Here is a 17361-nt window from a genome sequence, read left to right as displayed (position 1 = left end):
CGACGCCCCTGGAGCCCGATTACCGGAGGAGACGTTAATCGGGAGTTTCTTCTTCACGCCCTTAAATCTTCACCTCTGACATACGCCTAACTATACGTAGACGGCGGTAACTTATTAATTGACTGCACTTTGACCGACTCCCCTTGGTCACGGTGCAGCCATACATCCATCTGCTCAAAAGCCACACGAACACCTGCTTTTTGAAACAGCTCATTTACCCGACAGTTGATTTCATCCGTCGCAGGCAAGCGCTCCTTGATGTCATCAACAAAAATGCGCAGCTCAAAATTGAAGCTATGGTTGCCATAGCTCAAACAGAACACCTGAGGCTCCGGGTCAATCAACACCCGCTCGTTTTCATCTGCCGCCTGGCGTAAAAGCTGGTGCACTTTGGCCAAGTCCGAGTTATGCGCAACGCCATACGTCAGCACGACCCTGGTCACGTTATCTGAAAGTGACCAGTTAATAAGCTGATCAGTCACAAAGGTTTTATTGGGAATAATAATTTCTTTGCGATCAAAGTCAGTAACGGTTGTCGCTCGTATCCTTATGCGGTTCACGGTCCCGTGCAAGTTACCCAGCGTAATCGTATCCCCAATGCGAATAGGCCGCTCGAACAGGATAATCAAACCTGAAATGAAGTTGGCAAAGATTTCCTGTAACCCAAAGCCCAGTCCCACACTGAGCGCCGCCACCAGCCACTGTAACTTGTCCCAGGAAACGCCCAGAGTGGCCAGCGCAATCAGCATGCCCGTGCCCACAATCGCATACGAGAGCAGCGAACTGATGGCATAGGCACTGCCCTGTTTTAGTGACAAGCGAGACAAGACCATTACCTCTAAAAGGCCAGGCAGATTGCGCGCCATAATAAAGGTAACTGCGACCACCAGCAGCGCGGTAATAACATCCGTGACAGACAGTTCACTGCCAATCAAATCCTCATCGCCAGAATCCCACAGGGAAACATGATCCAGATATCCCACCACGGATAAAAGATCCGACCAGACAAGATATAAAAGTAAGCTGAAGCCGATTAACAAAATCAGCTTGGAGAGGCGTAGCGACTGAGTATTGATTTTCTCCATATCCAGCGGCGGCTCTTCCACCACCTCAAGCCCCCCTTCAGCTTCCTCCTGCGCTTGAGCACGCCGGGCAAGCGCTCGTCGGTAAGCCAAGCGTCTGGCGGCAACAGCCAAACTACGCACTACCGTCGCCTCAACAACCACCCACAGCCCCAATAAATAAAGCGTGATCGCAAACCGCCCCGCCAAACGCAGTGCAGTATATTCATACCCCCACACGATCAAGCCCACCAATACGAGCGGGATGGCGGCCATGGCGAGTCCCAACACCAAACGGAATAAGCGAAGCCCAAAAAAAGGAACATGTGCCAAAATCAGCTTCGTTAGCCACCAGCTCATGGCTAACAGCCCCGCGACCATCAGGCCCAGTGCAATAGGACGCAAGGCTAGAGGTGCTTGCACCTGCCCCGATATTGTCGCAATCGCTATCACCGGCACCAGCGCAAACCCCAGCCAACGTAATAGCTTACGAAGCTGGGCGTTATAACGAGCAGGCCAGGTAAAGTGCCGTTCGGCAACGCCGTCAGGTGCGAGCAAACGCCGCCCCCACGCGACCACCCCCCAGCTTAACGCGAGTTGCATTAACGCAGGCGCAATACTGTGGGTTAATACATCGTCTGTTTCGCGAAGCCCAACTCCAACACCGGCTAGCATCAACGGCCCCGGAATAGCCAATAGCGCGTTTAACAGCACTGCTTTTGGTGTGTGTAATTGAGTATCGCTTTTTAAACGGCCAATCTGAGAATGGATTGTCGCCAAGCGCTCTTTTATCCGCACGCGTAACCCGATGAGCAACAGACCAAGTAGCATCCATGGCAGCCCAAACACTATTTTCCAAGAAAGCGCCTGCCAGTGGTTTGAAAAAATGACTCGCCACTCGCCTTCTCGCCACTCCAGGCGAATGTTGTTGGGCAACTGGCGCAGCCAGTTAATATCCACAGGCTGACTGTTAGCGACCCAAAATAACTGCTCATAAATGGTGGTACGTAGCTCGCGTGTCGTGGTGAGCAGCTGCTTCTGATTCAGCTGTAGCTCAATCGCAGAACTTAAAAGGCTGCTGTAGGATTGCTCCAACTGCTCTACCAGCTCACGACGCTCTCTATAAATCTGGTTCAATGCGTCGATCACACTTGGGGTTGCCTCAAGGCCTGCCTCCTCCACGCGCTGAATGGCTAACCGCCTGCCGTGGCGCAACTGGTCACTCTGGCGGGTTAAATCAAACTGTCTCAATCGAAGATCCGCAATTTCATCCTGCAAATGCCGATGCGGAACTGGCGTAGGCAATGATTGGCGCTGCTCATTTAAAATAAGTGATAACAAATGACTCCCACGCATGGCATCGATCTGTTCATTGAGGCTACGCTGCAATTGGAGTACATAGTCCAGATCACGCTGCGCCTCAAAATTTTCACGCAAGATAGTGTTGCTGCGGTCAGTTGCCTGCAGCAGTTCCTGGCTTATGCGTTGATTAACTTGCTGGGCATCACGTATGACAGGGTTGCCCTCAGCCAAAAGCGAATTATCCACGATGGCCTCGGCCGCCACTTGCTCAGACTCAAGGGTACGCTGAAGATCAATGGCACCCTCAAGTAAACCCAAGCGCTTTTCCTGGTAATCAATTTGCAACGAAAAGAGGTCGCGCCGTTGTTGCGCGAGTTCACGCAATCGGCTGTTAACACTTAACTCTCGTTGGTTATAAGCGGCATCTCGTTCTGCCAAGAGACGTGCCAAGCCAAGCTGTATGAGCTGCGCATCCTTTGAGAGTGAGAGCTGGCTATCCGTTAATAGCGCTTCGCGATCGTCGTACTCACGGCGTAGCGTTTCAGCACGTTGCAGGGCATTGGAGATTGCCTGCTGGGCTCGCTCGGGTAACGTAATCGAGGCCAGTAACTGCGAGTTCACATCGGTCAACTCCCCTTGCAGCTGCTGCAGTTCAAGGACAGCATCTGCCTGCTGTGACGTTAAATCGTCCAACGACATATCGGCGAATGTTTGGGCAGTTAACTGCTGAAAACTCTCCTCCACCTCACCCAGCGCAAGCTCTAACTGGTACAACTGTTCAGGCGCCTCATCAACCCGCTGATTAAGTACCTTTAAACGTTCATCATTAGCATCCAAACGTTGGTAAATTTCCAGCGCGCCCCTTAAATTGGTCTGCTCGCTAACCTGCTGCGCGGTTAGCTCACTGTCTACTGAATCGAGCGCTGCCAAGCGCGCCGCTATTGTCTCTTGTGAGGGTACTTGATCAACGTCAAAGGCGCCCTGAACGCTAACGCACACCGTCATCAAATAAAGCGCCAATAGCACCTTCAAGGTATAATTACAGATACATCTAACCACGGTTGATATACCCTCAGAAAAAAATGATAGTGGTAAAAATTAAATACCAGCCATTGTCAGGGGTTCCATTGATCTGCGCAACGAAGAGGTTGACTTACTCTCTTGGCATGTATAGAAACGACTCTGATAATTGATCCTTCCCCTTATTATTTGCGAGTCGCTTCAATGGTCACCCGAAAAATGGTCACCCGAAAACTGCTGTATGCAAGCGTAATAGCCTTGCTAAGCACAGTAACGTACAGTAGCCCTGCCTTAGCCGACTCCCAGGAAGAAATTGAAGCGCGTATTCGTGAGCTCAATAGTGAACTCTACCAGCTTCAACAACAGCTAGATAACCAAGCAGCACTTGGCGACACGCCTTCAAAAGTAACGGTAGAGCAACCACCCGAAGTAGCCGCTCGTGAAGATATCATCGAACGCAGGCTGCTTGAGCAAGAATCAACACGGAATCCCTTTTCGATTACCACACACCGCCTTAACTACTTGTTTCCCGTCAGCTATAACGCAAAACCGAATGCTGAGAATTTTCGTAATATCACGACCGATTCAGACGCTGAGCGGTATGAGCTCAAGTTTCAGATAAGCGTTAAAGCAAATTTGGCAGAAAATATTTTCGGTGATGTAGGCGATCTCTATTTTGGCTATACCCAGCGCAGTTGGTGGCAGGCTTACAATACCGATGCGTCCTCCCCGTTTAGGGAAACCAACTATGAACCCGAGCTGTTTATCGACTTCGATAATGCCTGGGATGCCCTTGGATGGGTAAACACGCGCAACCGGGTTGCTTTTAACCATCAGTCCAATGGACGTTCAGACCCCCTCTCGCGCAGTTGGAACCGCGTGTATCTGGAAAGTACGTTTCAGCGTGGCGACTGGGCAGTAACGCTCGCTCCTTTTTGGCGCGTCCCTGAATCTGCCAGTGACGACGATAACCCTGATATTGAGCACTATATGGGCTATGGCGATATCCATATCGCCAAGCGGCTCAACAATAATCATGAAATCAGCACGTTACTACGAGGGAACCCGAGCGCAGGTAACTACGGCACTCAAATTGACTATAGTTGGCCTACGTTTGGCAACCTGCGCGGGCACATCCAGTATTACTATGGCTATGGTGAAAGCATGATTGACTATAATGGTCGTGTTAATCGTCTAAGCATTGGTTTTAGTTTAAATCCCCTGTTTAGTGCGACGGGTTTGAACCGATAAAAAATGGCCTTGTCTATCATGTGTCGGCTGCTATGCTGATATAGATTAATTCATTCATTCGTCAAAGGAAGACAAAATGGCTAAGCGTCAATTCGATACTGATCACCGCGCTGATCAGTGGAAAGAAGATCTGCGCCACTTAAGCGACACCGTAGAAGAACTGGTTAACGCAACGTCCAAGGATGCCAGCGGCGAAATGCGCGACCTTCGTGCTCGTGCTGAAAGCCGTCTTAAAAGCGCCCGTGAACGCTTGGAAGCTCGCGGCGAGCGAATTTATGATGAAACCCGTGAAACGCTTTCAAATCAAGTCGACTGCTGTGATCGGTACGTACGCGAAAACCCGTGGTCCAGCATCGGTATCGGCGCAGCCGTCGGTCTATTGGTAGGTATGCTGCTCGGACGCCGCTAATGTCTTTGGGGCCAACCCAACGCGTATTTTCTGCCGCCAAGCGCTTAGTAAGGTCACTGGTTGCTAACAGTGAAACCCGACTGCGTTTGGCGGTTTTAGAATTAGAAGAAGAGCGCGCTCGTTTAGTCACACTGTTTCTGTTGACCGGCGCCAGCTTATTACTTTTATTGCTAGGTGTAATAACGCTTACCGCGCTAGTCATCGTGGTTTTTTGGGACTCTTATAGGCTGCTGGCGATTGGTGTCAGCGCGGGTGTCCTGATAGCAGCCAGTTTATTATTGGCGGCCATTGCTATTCGTCAGGCCAAACGGCATACGTTTTTAAAAGAAACGCTTAAACAACTAGCGGCTGATCGTGCTCTGCTTGAGGTGAAAGGCGATGAAGCAAACCAACAAGAGCGTTAAGCCGGCCAACCGCCCTGAGCGTATAAGCCGTGCGGAACGCAAAGCAGCATTACTTGCACAGCTTGAGCAGCAGCGCGTTGATATTTTGGTATGCAGCGATTATCTACAGCGTTCGGCCTCCCCACTTGATCAAAAGTGGCGCAGCATCAAGCTGCCACTTTATGCCGCTGGCGGCCTACTCGCCTACAAATTTGTACGCAGACCGGGCGGAGTAATGGCAGCCGGTAGAAAAGCGCTTGCAGGCTATATGCTATTTCGCAAATTGAAGCTGCTTTCTAACGTTGTTACTTAATTGCCGGGCCGCATCACGCGGCCTAGCAAGCTTGCCCACAAGCAACCCCACTCGCCCACGCCCACTGAAAGTTATACCCTCCAAGCTCACCAGTCACATCCAGCACTTCTCCTATAAAACGCAGTTGAGGCACATCTTTTACCTCAAACGATTTCGATGAGATAGCGTCTGTATTGACCCCGCCCATGGTTACCTCTGCCGTACGCCACCCTTCAGTGCCCGCTGGTTTAAGCTGCCATTGGTTAAGCCGATAGGCCCATTGATCTACCTCATCGTTACTGTATTGAGCAAGCGGCGCTGCCTGATTCGCGTCTGGGTACCACTCTAAAAGCGCCTGGGCAAAGCGTTTGGGAAAGCGCTCTCCCAACCAGGTTGATAACTGACGTTTGGGTGTTGTTTGACGCGCCTCACGCAGTGACGCGGCGGCATCCTCGCCCGGCAATGTATCAATTTCTATGGATGAGCCGGGTTGCCATACGCTGGATATCTGTAGCATAGAGGGGCCCGACAAGCCCCGGTGCGTGAACAGCATCGGCTCAACAAACCGCCGCCCTGCACAGCTCACCGCGACAGGCAAGCTGAGTCCGGAAAGTGCAGCACTGCGCTCCTTCCAGAAATCACTCAGGGCGAAAGGCACTAGACCAGGCCGAGTAGGTAACACGTCCAGGCCAAACTGGCGTGCCAGCTCATAACCAAACCCGGTGGCGCCCATCGTGGGAATCGATAAGCCGCCGCTCGCCACCACGACAATCCCAGCATCAATGCTCCCCATCGATGTCATCAGCCGCATGGCGTCGCCTTGCCTGGTGACTGTCTTGATCTGGGTATTTAGCGTTATTTCCACGCCCGCCCATTCGCACTCTGTCCATAGCACTCGCACAATTTCTTTAGCCGACGTTGCACAGAATAGCTGCCCAGGGGCTTTTTCCACGTACTCGACGCCATGCCGGTCAACCAGCTCTACAAAGTGTTCCGGCCGATAGCGCTTAAGCGCGGAAATACAAAAATGCGGATTTTCAGAGTAAAAATGCTGAGGTGTGGTGCCAAGGTTGGTAAAGTTGCAGCGGCCACCGCCTGACATCAGTATCTTTTTACCTGCCTTGTTGGCGTGGTCGAGTACCAGCACGCGTCGGCCTGCATAACCAGCCTGTGCAGCGCACATTAGGCCTGCGGCACCGGCGCCGATAACCACGACATCATAAACCATAGAGAATTGCTCTTGGGGGAGAAGACCCGCATTTTAACAGTTCAAGGCAAGGAGAAAATGTTTCTTCGCGTTTCATGACATCATATAAGAGTGCTAACCAGGATTACCTCCACGCCTGATACCGAGAAGCCTATGTCCGCGTATGCCCGACCGTATTTGCTTGTTTTGCTCACCGTTTTACTCTCAAGTCCCGCCCTGGGGCAAACCGCAGCACAGCCCGCACCTTCTGTGATTGGCAGCCGCGCAGAAATAATGACGTGGTCTGACCCACTGGAAGCCTTGGGCACCCTGCGTGCCGATGAGAGCGTTACGCTTTCTGCAACGGTCACCGATATTGTGGCCGAGATCAATTTTGAGGATGGTGACCAGGTTGAACAGGGGCAAGTACTGATTCACCTTGACGATGCCGAAGAGCAAGCCCAGCTGCGCTCAGCTCAGGCCATCAGTGACGAACGACGTAATACGCTTGGTCGTACCACCCAGCTACAGGAGCGCAACCTGGCCGCTCGGGCGGACCTGGAAGACTTTCAAGCACAGCTTCGCCAAGCGCAGGCCAACACGCAGGTTATCGAAGCGCGGCTTACCAACTACCAAATCAAAGCTCCTTTCAGCGGCCGCGTGGGGTTGCGTACCATTAGTACCGGCACACTGGTAACGCCCGGCATGGAATTGGTAACGCTCGACAAGCTGGATGTGATGAAACTTGATTTTAGCGTTCCCGAACGCTTTCTAAGCCGCCTTTCAATCGGGCTGCCGCTCAGCGCTACGACAGCCGCCTACCCCGACGACATATTTAGTGGCGATATTGCCAGTATCGGTACACGCATTGATCCTATCTCGCGAAGCGTTAACGTGCGTGCTGTGCTTGAAAACCCCGATATGCGCCTTCGGCCGGGTATGTTGATGGAAGTGGTCGTTCAACAGCGCGTACGCGATGCCATCGTGCTGCCCGAAGCGGCACTCGAACCCAGTGGCGACCAACACCATGTCATGGTGATTGACCAAAGTGGCCCTACCCCACGCCTTGAAAGGCACAGCGTAGTGATAGGTGAACGGCGCTATGGGCAGGTAGAAATTCTTGAAGGCGTTGAAGCAGGCGACCTGGTGGTTGTTCACGGATTGCAACTGGCAAGAGATGGGTTGGAAGTACGTTTACTGGGCACCCTGGACGATGAAACGAGTATTCGCGCCTTATTGGAGGCCGATCGCTAATGCGTCTATCGGACATTTCCGTACAGCGACCCGTGCTTGCCATGGTCATCGCCGCACTGATCATTGCCTTTGGCTTACTGGCGCTTAACCGGCTTCCTCTGCAAGAGTATCCCACCGTGGATCCTCCCATCGTTAGTATTGATACCCGCTATCCGGGCGCTTCTGCCAATGTCGTCGAAACGCGCATTACCCAAGTATTGGAAGACCGAATTGCAGGCGTCGAGGGCATTGAGTTAATCACCTCACGGAGCGAAGATGGCCGATCGCGCATTGAAATTGAGTTTGGCATTGAAATGGATATCAACGCGGCGGCGAACGATATCCGTGACCGAATTTCGGGCGCCTTGCGTAACCTGCCCGACGATGCCGACGCTCCGGAAGTCACCAAGGCCGATAGCAGCGAAGAGATTGTGGTATGGCTAAGCCTCTCGGGCGCCGACTACTCAATTACCGAGCTTACGGATTACGCCAACCGCTTTCTGGTTGACAGCCTGTCTGTGCAACCAGGCGTTGCCCGCGTTCGTATCGGCGGTGGCCGGGACTATGCCATGCGCGTATGGCTGGACCGCAATGCGCTTGCCGCTCGCGGCCTGACCGTCGGCGATATTGAAGATGCCCTGCGCGCCGAAAACGTTGAGCTACCGGCAGGCTCCATCGAATCACAAGACCGCCAGTTTATCGTTCGCCTCCCGCGCAGCTTTGCAACTGCCGATGACTTTAAACGCCTGGCCCTTAATCAAAGTGATAATGGCTACCTGGTCCGATTGGCTGATGTTGCACGGGTAGAGGTCGGCTCTGTAGAAGATCGCTCCGTATTTCGCGCCAATGGCATTCCCATGGTCGGGCTTGGCATCGTTATGCAGTCGACCGCTAATGTCATTGAGCTTTCAAGTGCAGTTCGGCATGAATTGGAGCGCCTTCAAGAGACGCTACCCGAGGGCATGACGCTTGGCCTAACCCATGATGCCTCGGTCTTTGTTTCCGGTGCCATTGAACAAGTCGTGATGACGCTGTTTATTGCCATGGGCCTGGTCGTCGTGGTGATCTTTTTATTCCTGGGTAATCTGCGGACCACGCTGGTGCCTGCCATTACCGTTCCTATTGCGGTCATTGGGGCTTTTACCGCGCTTGCCGTAATGAACTTTTCAATCAACTTACTCACTCTGCTGGCGCTGGTATTGGCGATTGGTTTGATTGTTGATGATGCTATTGTGGTACTGGAAAATATCAATCGCCGCATGCACGACTATGGTGAAACGCCGCTGGTAGCCGCTTTTAGAGGAACACGCCAGATCGCGTTTGCGGTTATTGCCACCACGCTGGTGTTGGTCGCGGTATTTGTTCCGTTAAGCATGCTGCAGGGCGACATCGGTCGGCTCTTTTCCGAGTTTGCCCTCACGATGGCGGCAGCCGTTGTTTTCTCGACACTCTTGGCGCTTACCCTAACTCCCATGATGGCGTCCAAGATTCTTAAACCCGGCATGCACGACAGCGCCGTGGGTAAAGGTGTCCAGTGGCTACTGGGTATTACTCAGCGACGTTACCAGCGTATCCTTGAGTGGCTGCTTGCACGCAGTTGGATAGTTGTCGGGGTATTTGCACTGTTGATCGCCATGACGGCATGGCTTGCCACCGAGCTACCCAATGAGTACACCCCACAAGAGGATCGTGGCAACTTTATCGTATTGGTGAATGGTCCTGAAGGCGCCACCTTCTATTACATGATGGACTACATGGATGAAATCGAAGCACGACTTGCTCCCCTTATAGAAACGGGTGAGCTTGAGCGTGTGGTCGTACGTGCGCCACGCGGCTTTGGCAATATCGAGAATTTTAACGGCGGTTTTGTCATCATCAATATGGCCGATTGGGGCAGCCGCCGCAGCGCATGGGAGGTAATGGATGACGTGCGAGCGCTGCTAAGGCCGCTGCCCGGCGTTCAGGCATTCCCCGTTATGCGTCAAGGCTTCGGACAACGCACACAAAAGCCTGTGCAGTTTGTGATTGGCGGCGGTAATTACGCAGAACTCGCTCGCTGGCGCACCCTGCTGATGGACTATGTGCGGGAAGATAACCCACGCATTACTGCGCTTGAAAGCAACTATAACGAGACCCAGCCACAGCTAAGTGTCGAGATTAACTATGAACGGGCAGCAGCGTTGGGCGTAACGATTACCGAAATAGGCCGTACGCTTGAAGTACTGTTAGGCGGTCGCAACGTTACCCGCTACGTGGATAACGGCGAAGAGTACGACGTGATTATCGAAGGTGATCGCGATCGGCAGAACAGCCCCCGCGCCCTGGATAATATACAGGTACGCTCGGCACGCTCTGGTGAACTAATCCCTCTCGCAAGCCTCGTGACGCTTACCGACGTTGCTGGCGCCAGCACGTTAAACCGCTTTGACCGTATTCGAGCCATTACCATCGAGGCCAACCTGGCTGACGGCTATCCGCTTGGCGAGGCGCTTGCATACCTACAAGCTACCGCCGACACGCTGCTGCCCGAAGAAGCACAAACCAATTTGGCAGGCCCTTCACGTGATTTTCAGCAGGCAAGTGGTGCGACCACCTTTCTGCTGGTGTTAGGTGCCATCGTGGTATTTCTAGTGCTGGCCGCTCAGTTTGAAAGCCTTATCCACCCCCTTGTTATTATGCTGACGGTACCGCTTGCGATGAGCGGCGCTCTACTAGCCCTTTTGCTAAGCGGGCAGTCGCTTAACATTTATAGTCAGGTTGGCCTGGTACTATTGATTGGTCTGGCTGCCAAAAACGGTATTTTGATCGTCGAGTTTGCCAACCAGCTACGTGATGAGGGTAAAGCCTTTCGTACAGCGCTCATTGAAGCCTCCGTCACCCGGCTACGGCCTATTTTGATGACCGCAATTACCACCATGGCAGGTGCCATACCACTGATTATTTCAAGCGGACCAGGCGCTGAGTCCCGCCTGGTGATTGGCACGGTGATAATGGCAGGCGTTGGTGCGGCGACACTGTTCACGCTATTTGTAGTACCCGTTGCGTACGACCTTCTGGCACGTCATACCGGCTCCCCCGGTGCGGTTAAACGGCGTCTGGAAGAGGAAATTTCCGACTCAGCCGGTTAGCGACGTGTTGCTACTTTCTTTCTAGAGGTAAAAAAGGCTATAGGTCAAAAAAAGGGCGCCTCTTTAAAAAGAGGCGCCCTTCTCAGGCATCAACGCAAGTGATTATTCACACTCACCTACACGCTGACCTTCAATAGCGGTATTCATGGTCAGCTCGCCCATTGGCGACTGAGTGAGAATATCAACGCTACCGCTGATTTGCTCGCCCATAAAGCTCATATCGCCATCAATATTGGCTTCACCACCCTCTGCGCGACATACCATGCTGTAAGAGAGACCGTCAGCACTCATTTCCTGATTGAGAAGCTCACAACCATCTTCTTCTTCGATAAACCCAAACTCGGCACCTTCAAGGTCATCCTGAGTAATACATTGACGCTCGGTTTCCGTTTGATCTGGAATATCCATGTCGCCACTAATGCTGGTCACGCTGACGAACTCCCACTCGCCTGGGGTAACATTCGGCGCTTCCGCCAAGGCGACCATCGGGAAGGCCAAAGTGGCCGCTACTACCATGTTTCGTAACATCATCGTTTCTCTCTTTAGCACGTTGAAAAACAGTCCGTGGAAAACCGCTTATATCCTACCTGATTCATCACCGCCATGCCCGGCTTCGCGCTGACTGCTACACTGGCGCTAAGCTCCAAAACTTTTAAAGGTAGCTGCTTATGCACGATGATGCCTTGGTAAACCACGATTTTAACTGCCCCTATTGCGATGCGCCCCTGACGTTTGTCATCGATACATCTCAAGGCAGCCACGCCACGTGGGAAGACTGCCATCAATGCTGTGCGCCTATTCAGCTTGAAATCATCATCTCGCCCATGACCGGCGAACTTGAAGCCGTGTTAACCGGCCGAGACGATGACGTTTTCTAGCCAAACGCCTCCTTGTTGCTAATTTATTTGCCGCTTGGCTTCGCCACGACGCATCAGGCACCACGCCAAAAACGTCACCAGCGATACCGTCAAAATAATCAGCGTCGCCAGCGCGTTAATCTTAGGCGATACGCCCATGCGTACAGATGAAAACACCACCATGGGCAACGTATTGGCGCCAGGACCTGACACGAAGCTTGCGATGACCAAGTCATCCAACGACAGCGTGAAGGCGAGCAGCCAGCCCGCCGCCAGCGCAGGGGCAATAATGGGTAGCGTGATAAAAAAGAACGTTTTAAGCGGTGGTGAACCTAAATCCATTGCCGCCTCTTCTATCGAGCTATCCAGCTCGCGCAGGCGCGCCGCCACTACGATGGCAACGTAAGCACTACAAAAGGTGGTATGCGCAATCCAAATAGTGCCTACACCCCGGTCGGCGGGCCAGCCTGTCAGCTGTGCCATTTGAACAAATAGCAGTAGCAGCGACAGTCCGGTAATGACCTCGGGCATGACAAGTGGTGCCGTTACCATGCTGGAAAGCGCCGTTTTTCCACGAAAGCGGCCAAAGCGCGTCATTACAAACGCCGCGACCGTTCCCAAACATACCGCCATGCTCGCGGCAAAAAACGCGATTTTTAGACTCGTCCATACTGCCGAGAGAATTTGTTGATCCTGGAACAACGCCCCGTACCACTGGGTTGAAAAGCCTGCCCACACGGTAACGAGCCTGGAAGAGTTGAAAGAGTACACCACCAACACCGCCATCGGCAGATAGAGGAACACCAGGCCGAGTATCAGCATCACGGTTGAAAAATTCGGCCGCCGTCGTACTCCGCTCATTCTTCAAGCCCCCGAGACTGGTAACGGTGAAACCAAACAATCGGTATTAGCAGCAGCAGTAACATCACCATTGCCAGCGCCGAGGCAACGGGCCAATCGCGATTAAGGAAAAACTCCTCCCAAAGTACCTTACCAATCATCAGCGTATCCGGGCCGCCCAATAGCTCGGGAATAACAAACTCGCCCACGGCCGGGATAAATACCAGCATTGACCCCGCAATAATTCCTCCCATCGAAAGGGGCAGTGTTACCTTGATAAAGGTATTGAGCTTACGTGACCCAAGGTCCGAAGCGGCCTCCAGTAGTGAGTTATCCAGCCGGGTTAGATGGGCATAAAGAGGCAGCACCATAAAGGGAAGATAGGCATAGACAATACCTATCACCACGGCAAACTGCGTGTTCATCATTCGTAAAGGCGTATCGATCAGACCAAGCCCTATTAGTAGATTATTGATAAGGCCGCTGTTACTTAAAATCCCCATCCAGGCATACACCCGAATCAAAAATGAAGTCCAGGAGGGCAACATCACCAGCAACAACAATAGAAGCTGCCAACGTGCTGGGGCGCGGGCCATGGCGTACGCCATCGGGTAGCCGATCAACAAGCAGGCCGCGGTTGAGATAAACGCCGTTTTTACGGATCCCCAATAGGCGGCTGCATACAGCGAATCGGACAGCAAAAACAGATAGTTACCCACGTTTAAAAAGATATGCAGGGTCTGGTTGGTATACTCAAGAAGCGGCCCATAAGGAGGGATCGCCACAACACCTTCCGACAAACTGATCTTCAGTACCAGGGCAAAGGGCAGCAAAAAAAACAGCAGTAGCCATACAAGCGGCAAGGCAATCACCGCCCGACGCCCTAACTGTAAGCGTTTGAACAGGGCGGTGAGTTGAGATGGCATCATCGCAAGCAATCTCCCAAGTAGCCAGAAAGGGCCATTAGCGGTTCAACACGATGGCACTGTGGTCTTCCCAGTAGACATACACACTGTCTTCCCAGGTTGGCCGGTCACCTCGCCGTTCGGTATTCGCCATGCTGACTTTAATCAACTGACCCGAGGCGGTGCGTACGTAGTAAAGCGAAAAACCACCCAGGTAGGCGATATCGTGGACTTTACCCTCTGCCCAGTTGTAGTCCGACGTGGGTTTTTCACGTGTTAGCCAGATTTTTTCCGGACGCAGCGCTGCCCACACCCGCCGATCAACCGCTTGAGTTGTAATGCCGTGGTCGATATAAATGGGGCGTTCAAGCTCAGGCGATACGATTTGGCAGTGGTCGGCGGCATCTTCCACAATCTCGCCTTCAAACAGGTTCACCGTACCGACAAATTCCGCCACCATACGGCTGGCTGGACTTTCGTACACATCGACCGGCGAGCCGACCTGCTCAATCCAGCCATCGGCCATAATGGCAACACGATCCGCCATGGTCATGGCCTCTTCCTGATCGTGGGTCACCATGATGCAGGTCACGCCGACCTGCTCAATAATCTCGACCACTTCCAACTGCATTTCGGTACGCAGCTTTTTATCCAACGCGCCCATGGGCTCATCAAGCAGCAACAGTTTTGGCCGTTTGGCGAGGGAACGCGCCAGCGCCACCCGTTGACGCTGGCCACCGGAAAGCTGATGCGGCTTACGCTTGGCAAAGCGCTCCATATGCACCAGTTTCAGCATTTGCGCCACGCGCGCATCTACTTCACCCTTGGCAAGCCTGTCCTGTTTTAGCCCAAAGGCAATATTTTGCGCCACCGTCATGTGCGGAAATAACGCATAGGATTGAAACATCATGTTAATCGGGCGCTTGTAGGGCGGGACCGCAGTAATGTCTTTACCGCCAAGCAAAATATGCCCGTCCGTGGGAGTTTCAAACCCGGCAAGCATACGCAACAGCGTCGACTTCCCCGAACCCGACCCGCCTAAAAGCGCAAAAATCTCACCACGCTTCACCTGTAAATTTACATTATCTACCGCCAAGGCCTCGTCAAAGCGCTTACATAAGCCTTTAACTTCTAGCACGATGTCTTCTGCAAACCGCGGCGTTTTGCCTTGCGGGCGTTGTATCGCCAAGGCAGACGCTGCCGTTTCGTTCACTGAAGGTTCGTTTGCCGAGGGTTCGTTCGCCGAATTTCCGTCCGACAGGGGCGTAGTGACCATTCGCCACTCCCATCAAAAGGCCCGGAAACCCGGGCATTAAAAGATGAACAGCGAGACAGGCAAAGGGCCTGGCTCGCTGCCGGATGAGGTTTAGCTTAACGGCCAGACTTTACACGGTTCCACACACGCGTACGGATACGTTGTACCGGCTGTGGCATGTCAAGCGCCACATACAGGTTTTGCATAACCTCGGCTTCGGGATAGATCGCCGGGTCATTCAGAATTTCTTCCGGAAGGTAAGCATCGGCCGCCGCATTGGGGTTGGCATAGCTTACGTAATCGGTAATTTCTGCGGCAATTTCCGGGTCAAGGATAAAGTTAATAAAAGCATGGGCGTTTTCAACATTGGGCGCGTCCGCCGGGACCGCCATAACATCAAACCACAAGGCGGCGCCTTCTTTAGGAATGCTATAGCCAATGTCAAAATCACGCCCTGCTTCCTCGGCACGCTCAGCGGCCTGGAATACATCGCCTGAATATCCGCCTGCCACACAAATATCGCCATTGGCCAAGTCAGATACGTAGCGTGAAGAGTGGAAATAGGTAACATCATCGCGCACGGCGCTAATCACTTCACCGGCGGCTTCAAAGTCTTCCGCGTTTTCGCTTAGCGGGCTCAGGCCCAGGTATGCCATGGCCGCGGGCAGCATTTCCTCACCCGTATCCAGCATCGAAATACCGCAACCAGCATCTTTTAACGCAGAGGTAATTTCAGGGTCAAATAGCATTGCCCAACTATCGACCGGCGCATCATCGCCCAGGATTTCTTTCACGCGCTCAACATTGTAGCCAATACCGTTAGTGCCCCACATGTAAGGCACTGAGTAGTCGCCATCAGGGTCAATCGCGTCTAAATTTTCCATCAACTCGGTATTGAGATTTTCCAGGTTAGGTAACTGCTCTTTATCAAGCGCTTGATAAACGCCCGCTTGGCGTTGACGCGTAAAAAAGTGCGTAGAAGGCACCACTACGTCATACCCCGAACGGCCTGCCAGCAAGGCAGCGTCAAGCGTCTCATTACTATCGTAAACATCGTAGGTAACATCAATGCCGGTACGCTCGGTAAATTTTTCAAGCGTCTCCGGTGCTATATAATCTGACCAGTTATATACCCGTACCTCATCGGCATGGGCGACTGTCGCCGCTGCGGCTAAAGAAACGGCCGCAACGGCGCCTGAAAGTTTGTGAATGTTCCCCATTTCGTGCTCCTCATTATCCAAAAAACAGTTATTCAGCAACGGTTATTCAAAAACAGCTATTCAAAACAGCTATTCAAAACAGCACCATCTAGATTAACGCCAGCCATCAGCCACTCGCCGTTAGCGTAGGCTTTTCTACTGAACGTGCGAATTTTGCGTCGCAGCGGTCTCTATCGCAAGTCAATGTGAAAGATTCTTGCATTATAGTGGGCCCGCCCCCACTTCAAGGTCTGCGGAGCGTAGATAGGCTGCTGCGAAATAGTAAAAAACTATACGCTGAATGGCATTTTTCAATTTTAACTATCAGAAAAATATCCCTACTATAGTCCATAACATTTTCACCTTCATTCACAAGACACGGAGATAATCTGAATGTCCTTGATCAACACTGAAGTAAAACCGTTTAAAGCTACCGCCTATCTAAATGGCGAATTTATCGATGTCACCGAAGCTGACCTGAAGGGAAAATGGTCCATCTTCTTCTTCTATCCGGCTGACTTTACGTTTGTTTGCCCAACGGAGCTTGGCGACCTGGCCGACAACTACGAAGCCTTCAAAAAGCTGGGCGTTGAAATTTACAGCGTTTCAACCGATACCCATTTCACCCATAAAGCATGGCACGATAGCTCCGAAACGATCGGCAAGCTTCAGTACCCAATGCTGGCTGACCCCACGCTGCAAATCTCGCGTAACTTTGAAGTCCTGATTGAAGAAGCAGGCCTTGCAGAGCGCGGCACGTTTGTTATCGATCCCGACGGTAAAGTTCAGATCGTTGAAATCAATGCGGGCAACATCGGCCGTAATGCCGAAGAGCTACTGCGCAAAGTTAAAGCTGCCCAGTATGTTCGTGAAAACCCCAACGAAGTATGCCCGGCCAAATGGAAAGAAGGCGAAGAAACACTCGCGCCCTCTTTAGACCTCGTTGGCAAAATCTAAACGGCGAGTGCTGCCATCTTCGTTATCTTAATCGCTCTTGAAGCGCCGCTTACGATAACGGCTTAACCAGATGGCAGCCTGAC

Annotated in this window: 15 protein-coding genes; 8 read left to right on the top strand and 7 right to left on the bottom strand. The window is 52.4% G+C overall.

The genetic code is table 11. The annotated features are described in order from the left end of the window. Window positions 1-86: 86 nt before the first annotated feature. Window positions 87-3389, bottom strand: coding sequence for a mechanosensitive channel MscK (gene mscK, locus ACT3RU_RS11885; protein ID WP_483392697.1), 3303 nt, complete (start codon window positions 3387-3389; stop codon window positions 87-89). 213 nt (window positions 3390-3602) lie between these two features. Between mscK and ACT3RU_RS11880 the strand changes: the two genes are divergently transcribed. The 4 genes from ACT3RU_RS11880 to ACT3RU_RS11865 all read left to right on the top strand — a co-directional run bounded on the left by ACT3RU_RS11880 (window position 3603) and on the right by ACT3RU_RS11865 (window position 5739). Next, a complete protein-coding gene (locus tag ACT3RU_RS11880) occupies window positions 3603-4634 on the top strand; it encodes a phospholipase A (RefSeq protein WP_483392696.1) in 1032 nt (343 codons plus the stop codon). A 76-nt stretch (window positions 4635-4710) separates the two neighbouring features. Next, a complete protein-coding gene (locus ACT3RU_RS11875) occupies window positions 4711-5043 on the top strand; it encodes an ElaB/YgaM/YqjD family protein (protein WP_087106738.1) in 333 nt (110 codons plus the stop codon). Next, window positions 5043-5447 carry a phage holin family protein gene (locus ACT3RU_RS11870; protein ID WP_087106740.1) on the top strand — a complete coding sequence of 135 codons (405 nt, stop codon included), beginning with the start codon at window positions 5043-5045 and terminating at the stop codon, window positions 5445-5447. The genes ACT3RU_RS11875 and ACT3RU_RS11870 overlap by 1 nt, the downstream gene beginning before the upstream one ends. Beyond that, window positions 5422-5739 (top strand): YqjK family protein, encoded by a 318-nt coding sequence (locus ACT3RU_RS11865; RefSeq protein WP_192527520.1) that lies wholly within the window; start codon window positions 5422-5424, stop codon window positions 5737-5739. Before ACT3RU_RS11870 ends, ACT3RU_RS11865 begins: the two co-directional genes overlap by 26 nt. 22 nt (window positions 5740-5761) lie before the next feature. Here ACT3RU_RS11865 and ACT3RU_RS11860 read toward each other — a convergent pair whose 3' ends face one another. Further along, complete coding sequence (locus ACT3RU_RS11860) at window positions 5762-6946, bottom strand: BaiN/RdsA family NAD(P)/FAD-dependent oxidoreductase (RefSeq protein ID WP_192527521.1); 1185 nt, start codon at window positions 6944-6946, stop codon at window positions 5762-5764. 132 nt (window positions 6947-7078) lie between these two features. Here ACT3RU_RS11860 and ACT3RU_RS11855 point away from each other — a divergent pair, with 132 nt between their 5' ends. Together ACT3RU_RS11855 and ACT3RU_RS11850 are read left to right on the top strand one after the other, a co-directional pair. Next, a complete protein-coding gene (locus tag ACT3RU_RS11855) occupies window positions 7079-8158 on the top strand; it encodes an efflux RND transporter periplasmic adaptor subunit (protein ID WP_192527522.1) in 1080 nt (359 codons plus the stop codon). Beyond that, window positions 8158-11265 carry an efflux RND transporter permease subunit gene (locus ACT3RU_RS11850; RefSeq protein ID WP_192527523.1) on the top strand — a complete coding sequence of 1036 codons (3108 nt, stop codon included), beginning with the start codon at window positions 8158-8160 and terminating at the stop codon, window positions 11263-11265. The genes ACT3RU_RS11855 and ACT3RU_RS11850 overlap by 1 nt, the downstream gene beginning before the upstream one ends. A gap of 102 nt (window positions 11266-11367) precedes the next feature. Here the strand turns inward: ACT3RU_RS11850 and ACT3RU_RS11845 are convergent, their stop codons facing one another. Then, complete coding sequence (locus ACT3RU_RS11845) at window positions 11368-11796, bottom strand: DUF3617 domain-containing protein (protein WP_087106750.1); 429 nt, start codon at window positions 11794-11796, stop codon at window positions 11368-11370. Window positions 11797-11933: 137 nt separating this feature from the next. Between ACT3RU_RS11845 and ACT3RU_RS11840 the strand changes: the two genes are divergently transcribed. Continuing rightward, window positions 11934-12143: a zinc ribbon domain-containing protein gene (locus ACT3RU_RS11840; RefSeq protein WP_087106752.1), complete on the top strand. Its 210-nt coding sequence runs from the start codon at window positions 11934-11936 to the stop codon at window positions 12141-12143. Between the two features lie 18 nt (window positions 12144-12161). Here the strand turns inward: ACT3RU_RS11840 and ACT3RU_RS11835 are convergent, their stop codons facing one another. The 4 genes from ACT3RU_RS11835 to ACT3RU_RS11820 form a co-directional block, all read right to left on the bottom strand. Continuing rightward, window positions 12162-12983: an ABC transporter permease subunit gene (locus ACT3RU_RS11835; protein WP_192527524.1), complete on the bottom strand. Its 822-nt coding sequence runs from the start codon at window positions 12981-12983 to the stop codon at window positions 12162-12164. After that, on the bottom strand, window positions 12980-13891 hold the full coding sequence (locus tag ACT3RU_RS11830; RefSeq protein ID WP_192527525.1) for an ABC transporter permease subunit: 912 nt from the start codon (window positions 13889-13891) through the stop codon (window positions 12980-12982). The genes ACT3RU_RS11835 and ACT3RU_RS11830 overlap by 4 nt, the downstream gene beginning before the upstream one ends. Before the next feature lie 34 nt (window positions 13892-13925). Further along, on the bottom strand, window positions 13926-15143 hold the full coding sequence (potA, locus tag ACT3RU_RS11825) for a polyamine ABC transporter ATP-binding protein (RefSeq protein ID WP_087106758.1): 1218 nt from the start codon (window positions 15141-15143) through the stop codon (window positions 13926-13928). A gap of 95 nt (window positions 15144-15238) precedes the next feature. After that, window positions 15239-16342: a polyamine ABC transporter substrate-binding protein gene (locus ACT3RU_RS11820; protein WP_192527526.1), complete on the bottom strand. Its 1104-nt coding sequence runs from the start codon at window positions 16340-16342 to the stop codon at window positions 15239-15241. Window positions 16343-16714: 372 nt separating this feature from the next. On the opposite strand from ACT3RU_RS11820, the gene ahpC reads away from it, so the two are divergent. Beyond that, the gene (gene ahpC / locus ACT3RU_RS11815; RefSeq protein WP_087106762.1) at window positions 16715-17278 is read left to right on the top strand and encodes an alkyl hydroperoxide reductase subunit C; all 564 of its coding nucleotides are present in this window, start codon (window positions 16715-16717) and stop codon (window positions 17276-17278) included. Window positions 17279-17361 lie beyond the last annotated feature (83 nt).

The organism is Halomonas sp. TP35, assembly GCF_052375975.1.
GTDB classification, from domain to species: Bacteria; Pseudomonadota; Gammaproteobacteria; order Pseudomonadales; family Halomonadaceae; genus Vreelandella; species Vreelandella citrativorans.
Note: the sequence above shows the minus strand (reverse complement) of the source record. Positions and strands in the feature narration are given on the sequence as shown.

Excerpts from the sequence above, each read along its gene's own strand:
- potA (WP_087106758.1), bottom strand. The coding sequence starts at position 15,143 with ATGGTCACTACGCCCCTGTCGGACGGAAATTCGGCGAACGAACCCTCG.
- ACT3RU_RS11845 (WP_087106750.1), bottom strand. The coding sequence starts at position 11,796 with ATGATGTTACGAAACATGGTAGTAGCGGCCACTTTGGCCTTCCCGATG.
- ACT3RU_RS11875 (WP_087106738.1), top strand. The coding sequence starts at position 4,711 with ATGGCTAAGCGTCAATTCGATACTGATCACCGCGCTGATCAGTGGAAA.
- ACT3RU_RS11855 (WP_192527522.1), top strand. The coding sequence starts at position 7,079 with ATGTCCGCGTATGCCCGACCGTATTTGCTTGTTTTGCTCACCGTTTTA.
- ACT3RU_RS11830 (WP_192527525.1), bottom strand. The coding sequence starts at position 13,891 with ATGATGCCATCTCAACTCACCGCCCTGTTCAAACGCTTACAGTTAGGG.
- ACT3RU_RS11840 (WP_087106752.1), top strand. The coding sequence starts at position 11,934 with ATGCACGATGATGCCTTGGTAAACCACGATTTTAACTGCCCCTATTGC.
- ACT3RU_RS11820 (WP_192527526.1), bottom strand. The coding sequence starts at position 16,342 with ATGGGGAACATTCACAAACTTTCAGGCGCCGTTGCGGCCGTTTCTTTA.
- ACT3RU_RS11850 (WP_192527523.1), top strand. The coding sequence starts at position 8,158 with ATGCGTCTATCGGACATTTCCGTACAGCGACCCGTGCTTGCCATGGTC.
- ahpC (WP_087106762.1), top strand. The coding sequence starts at position 16,715 with ATGTCCTTGATCAACACTGAAGTAAAACCGTTTAAAGCTACCGCCTAT.
- ACT3RU_RS11880 (WP_483392696.1), top strand. The coding sequence starts at position 3,603 with ATGGTCACCCGAAAACTGCTGTATGCAAGCGTAATAGCCTTGCTAAGC.
- ACT3RU_RS11870 (WP_087106740.1), top strand. The coding sequence starts at position 5,043 with ATGTCTTTGGGGCCAACCCAACGCGTATTTTCTGCCGCCAAGCGCTTA.
- ACT3RU_RS11860 (WP_192527521.1), bottom strand. The coding sequence starts at position 6,946 with ATGGTTTATGATGTCGTGGTTATCGGCGCCGGTGCCGCAGGCCTAATG.
- ACT3RU_RS11865 (WP_192527520.1), top strand. The coding sequence starts at position 5,422 with ATGAAGCAAACCAACAAGAGCGTTAAGCCGGCCAACCGCCCTGAGCGT.
- ACT3RU_RS11835 (WP_192527524.1), bottom strand. The coding sequence starts at position 12,983 with ATGAGCGGAGTACGACGGCGGCCGAATTTTTCAACCGTGATGCTGATA.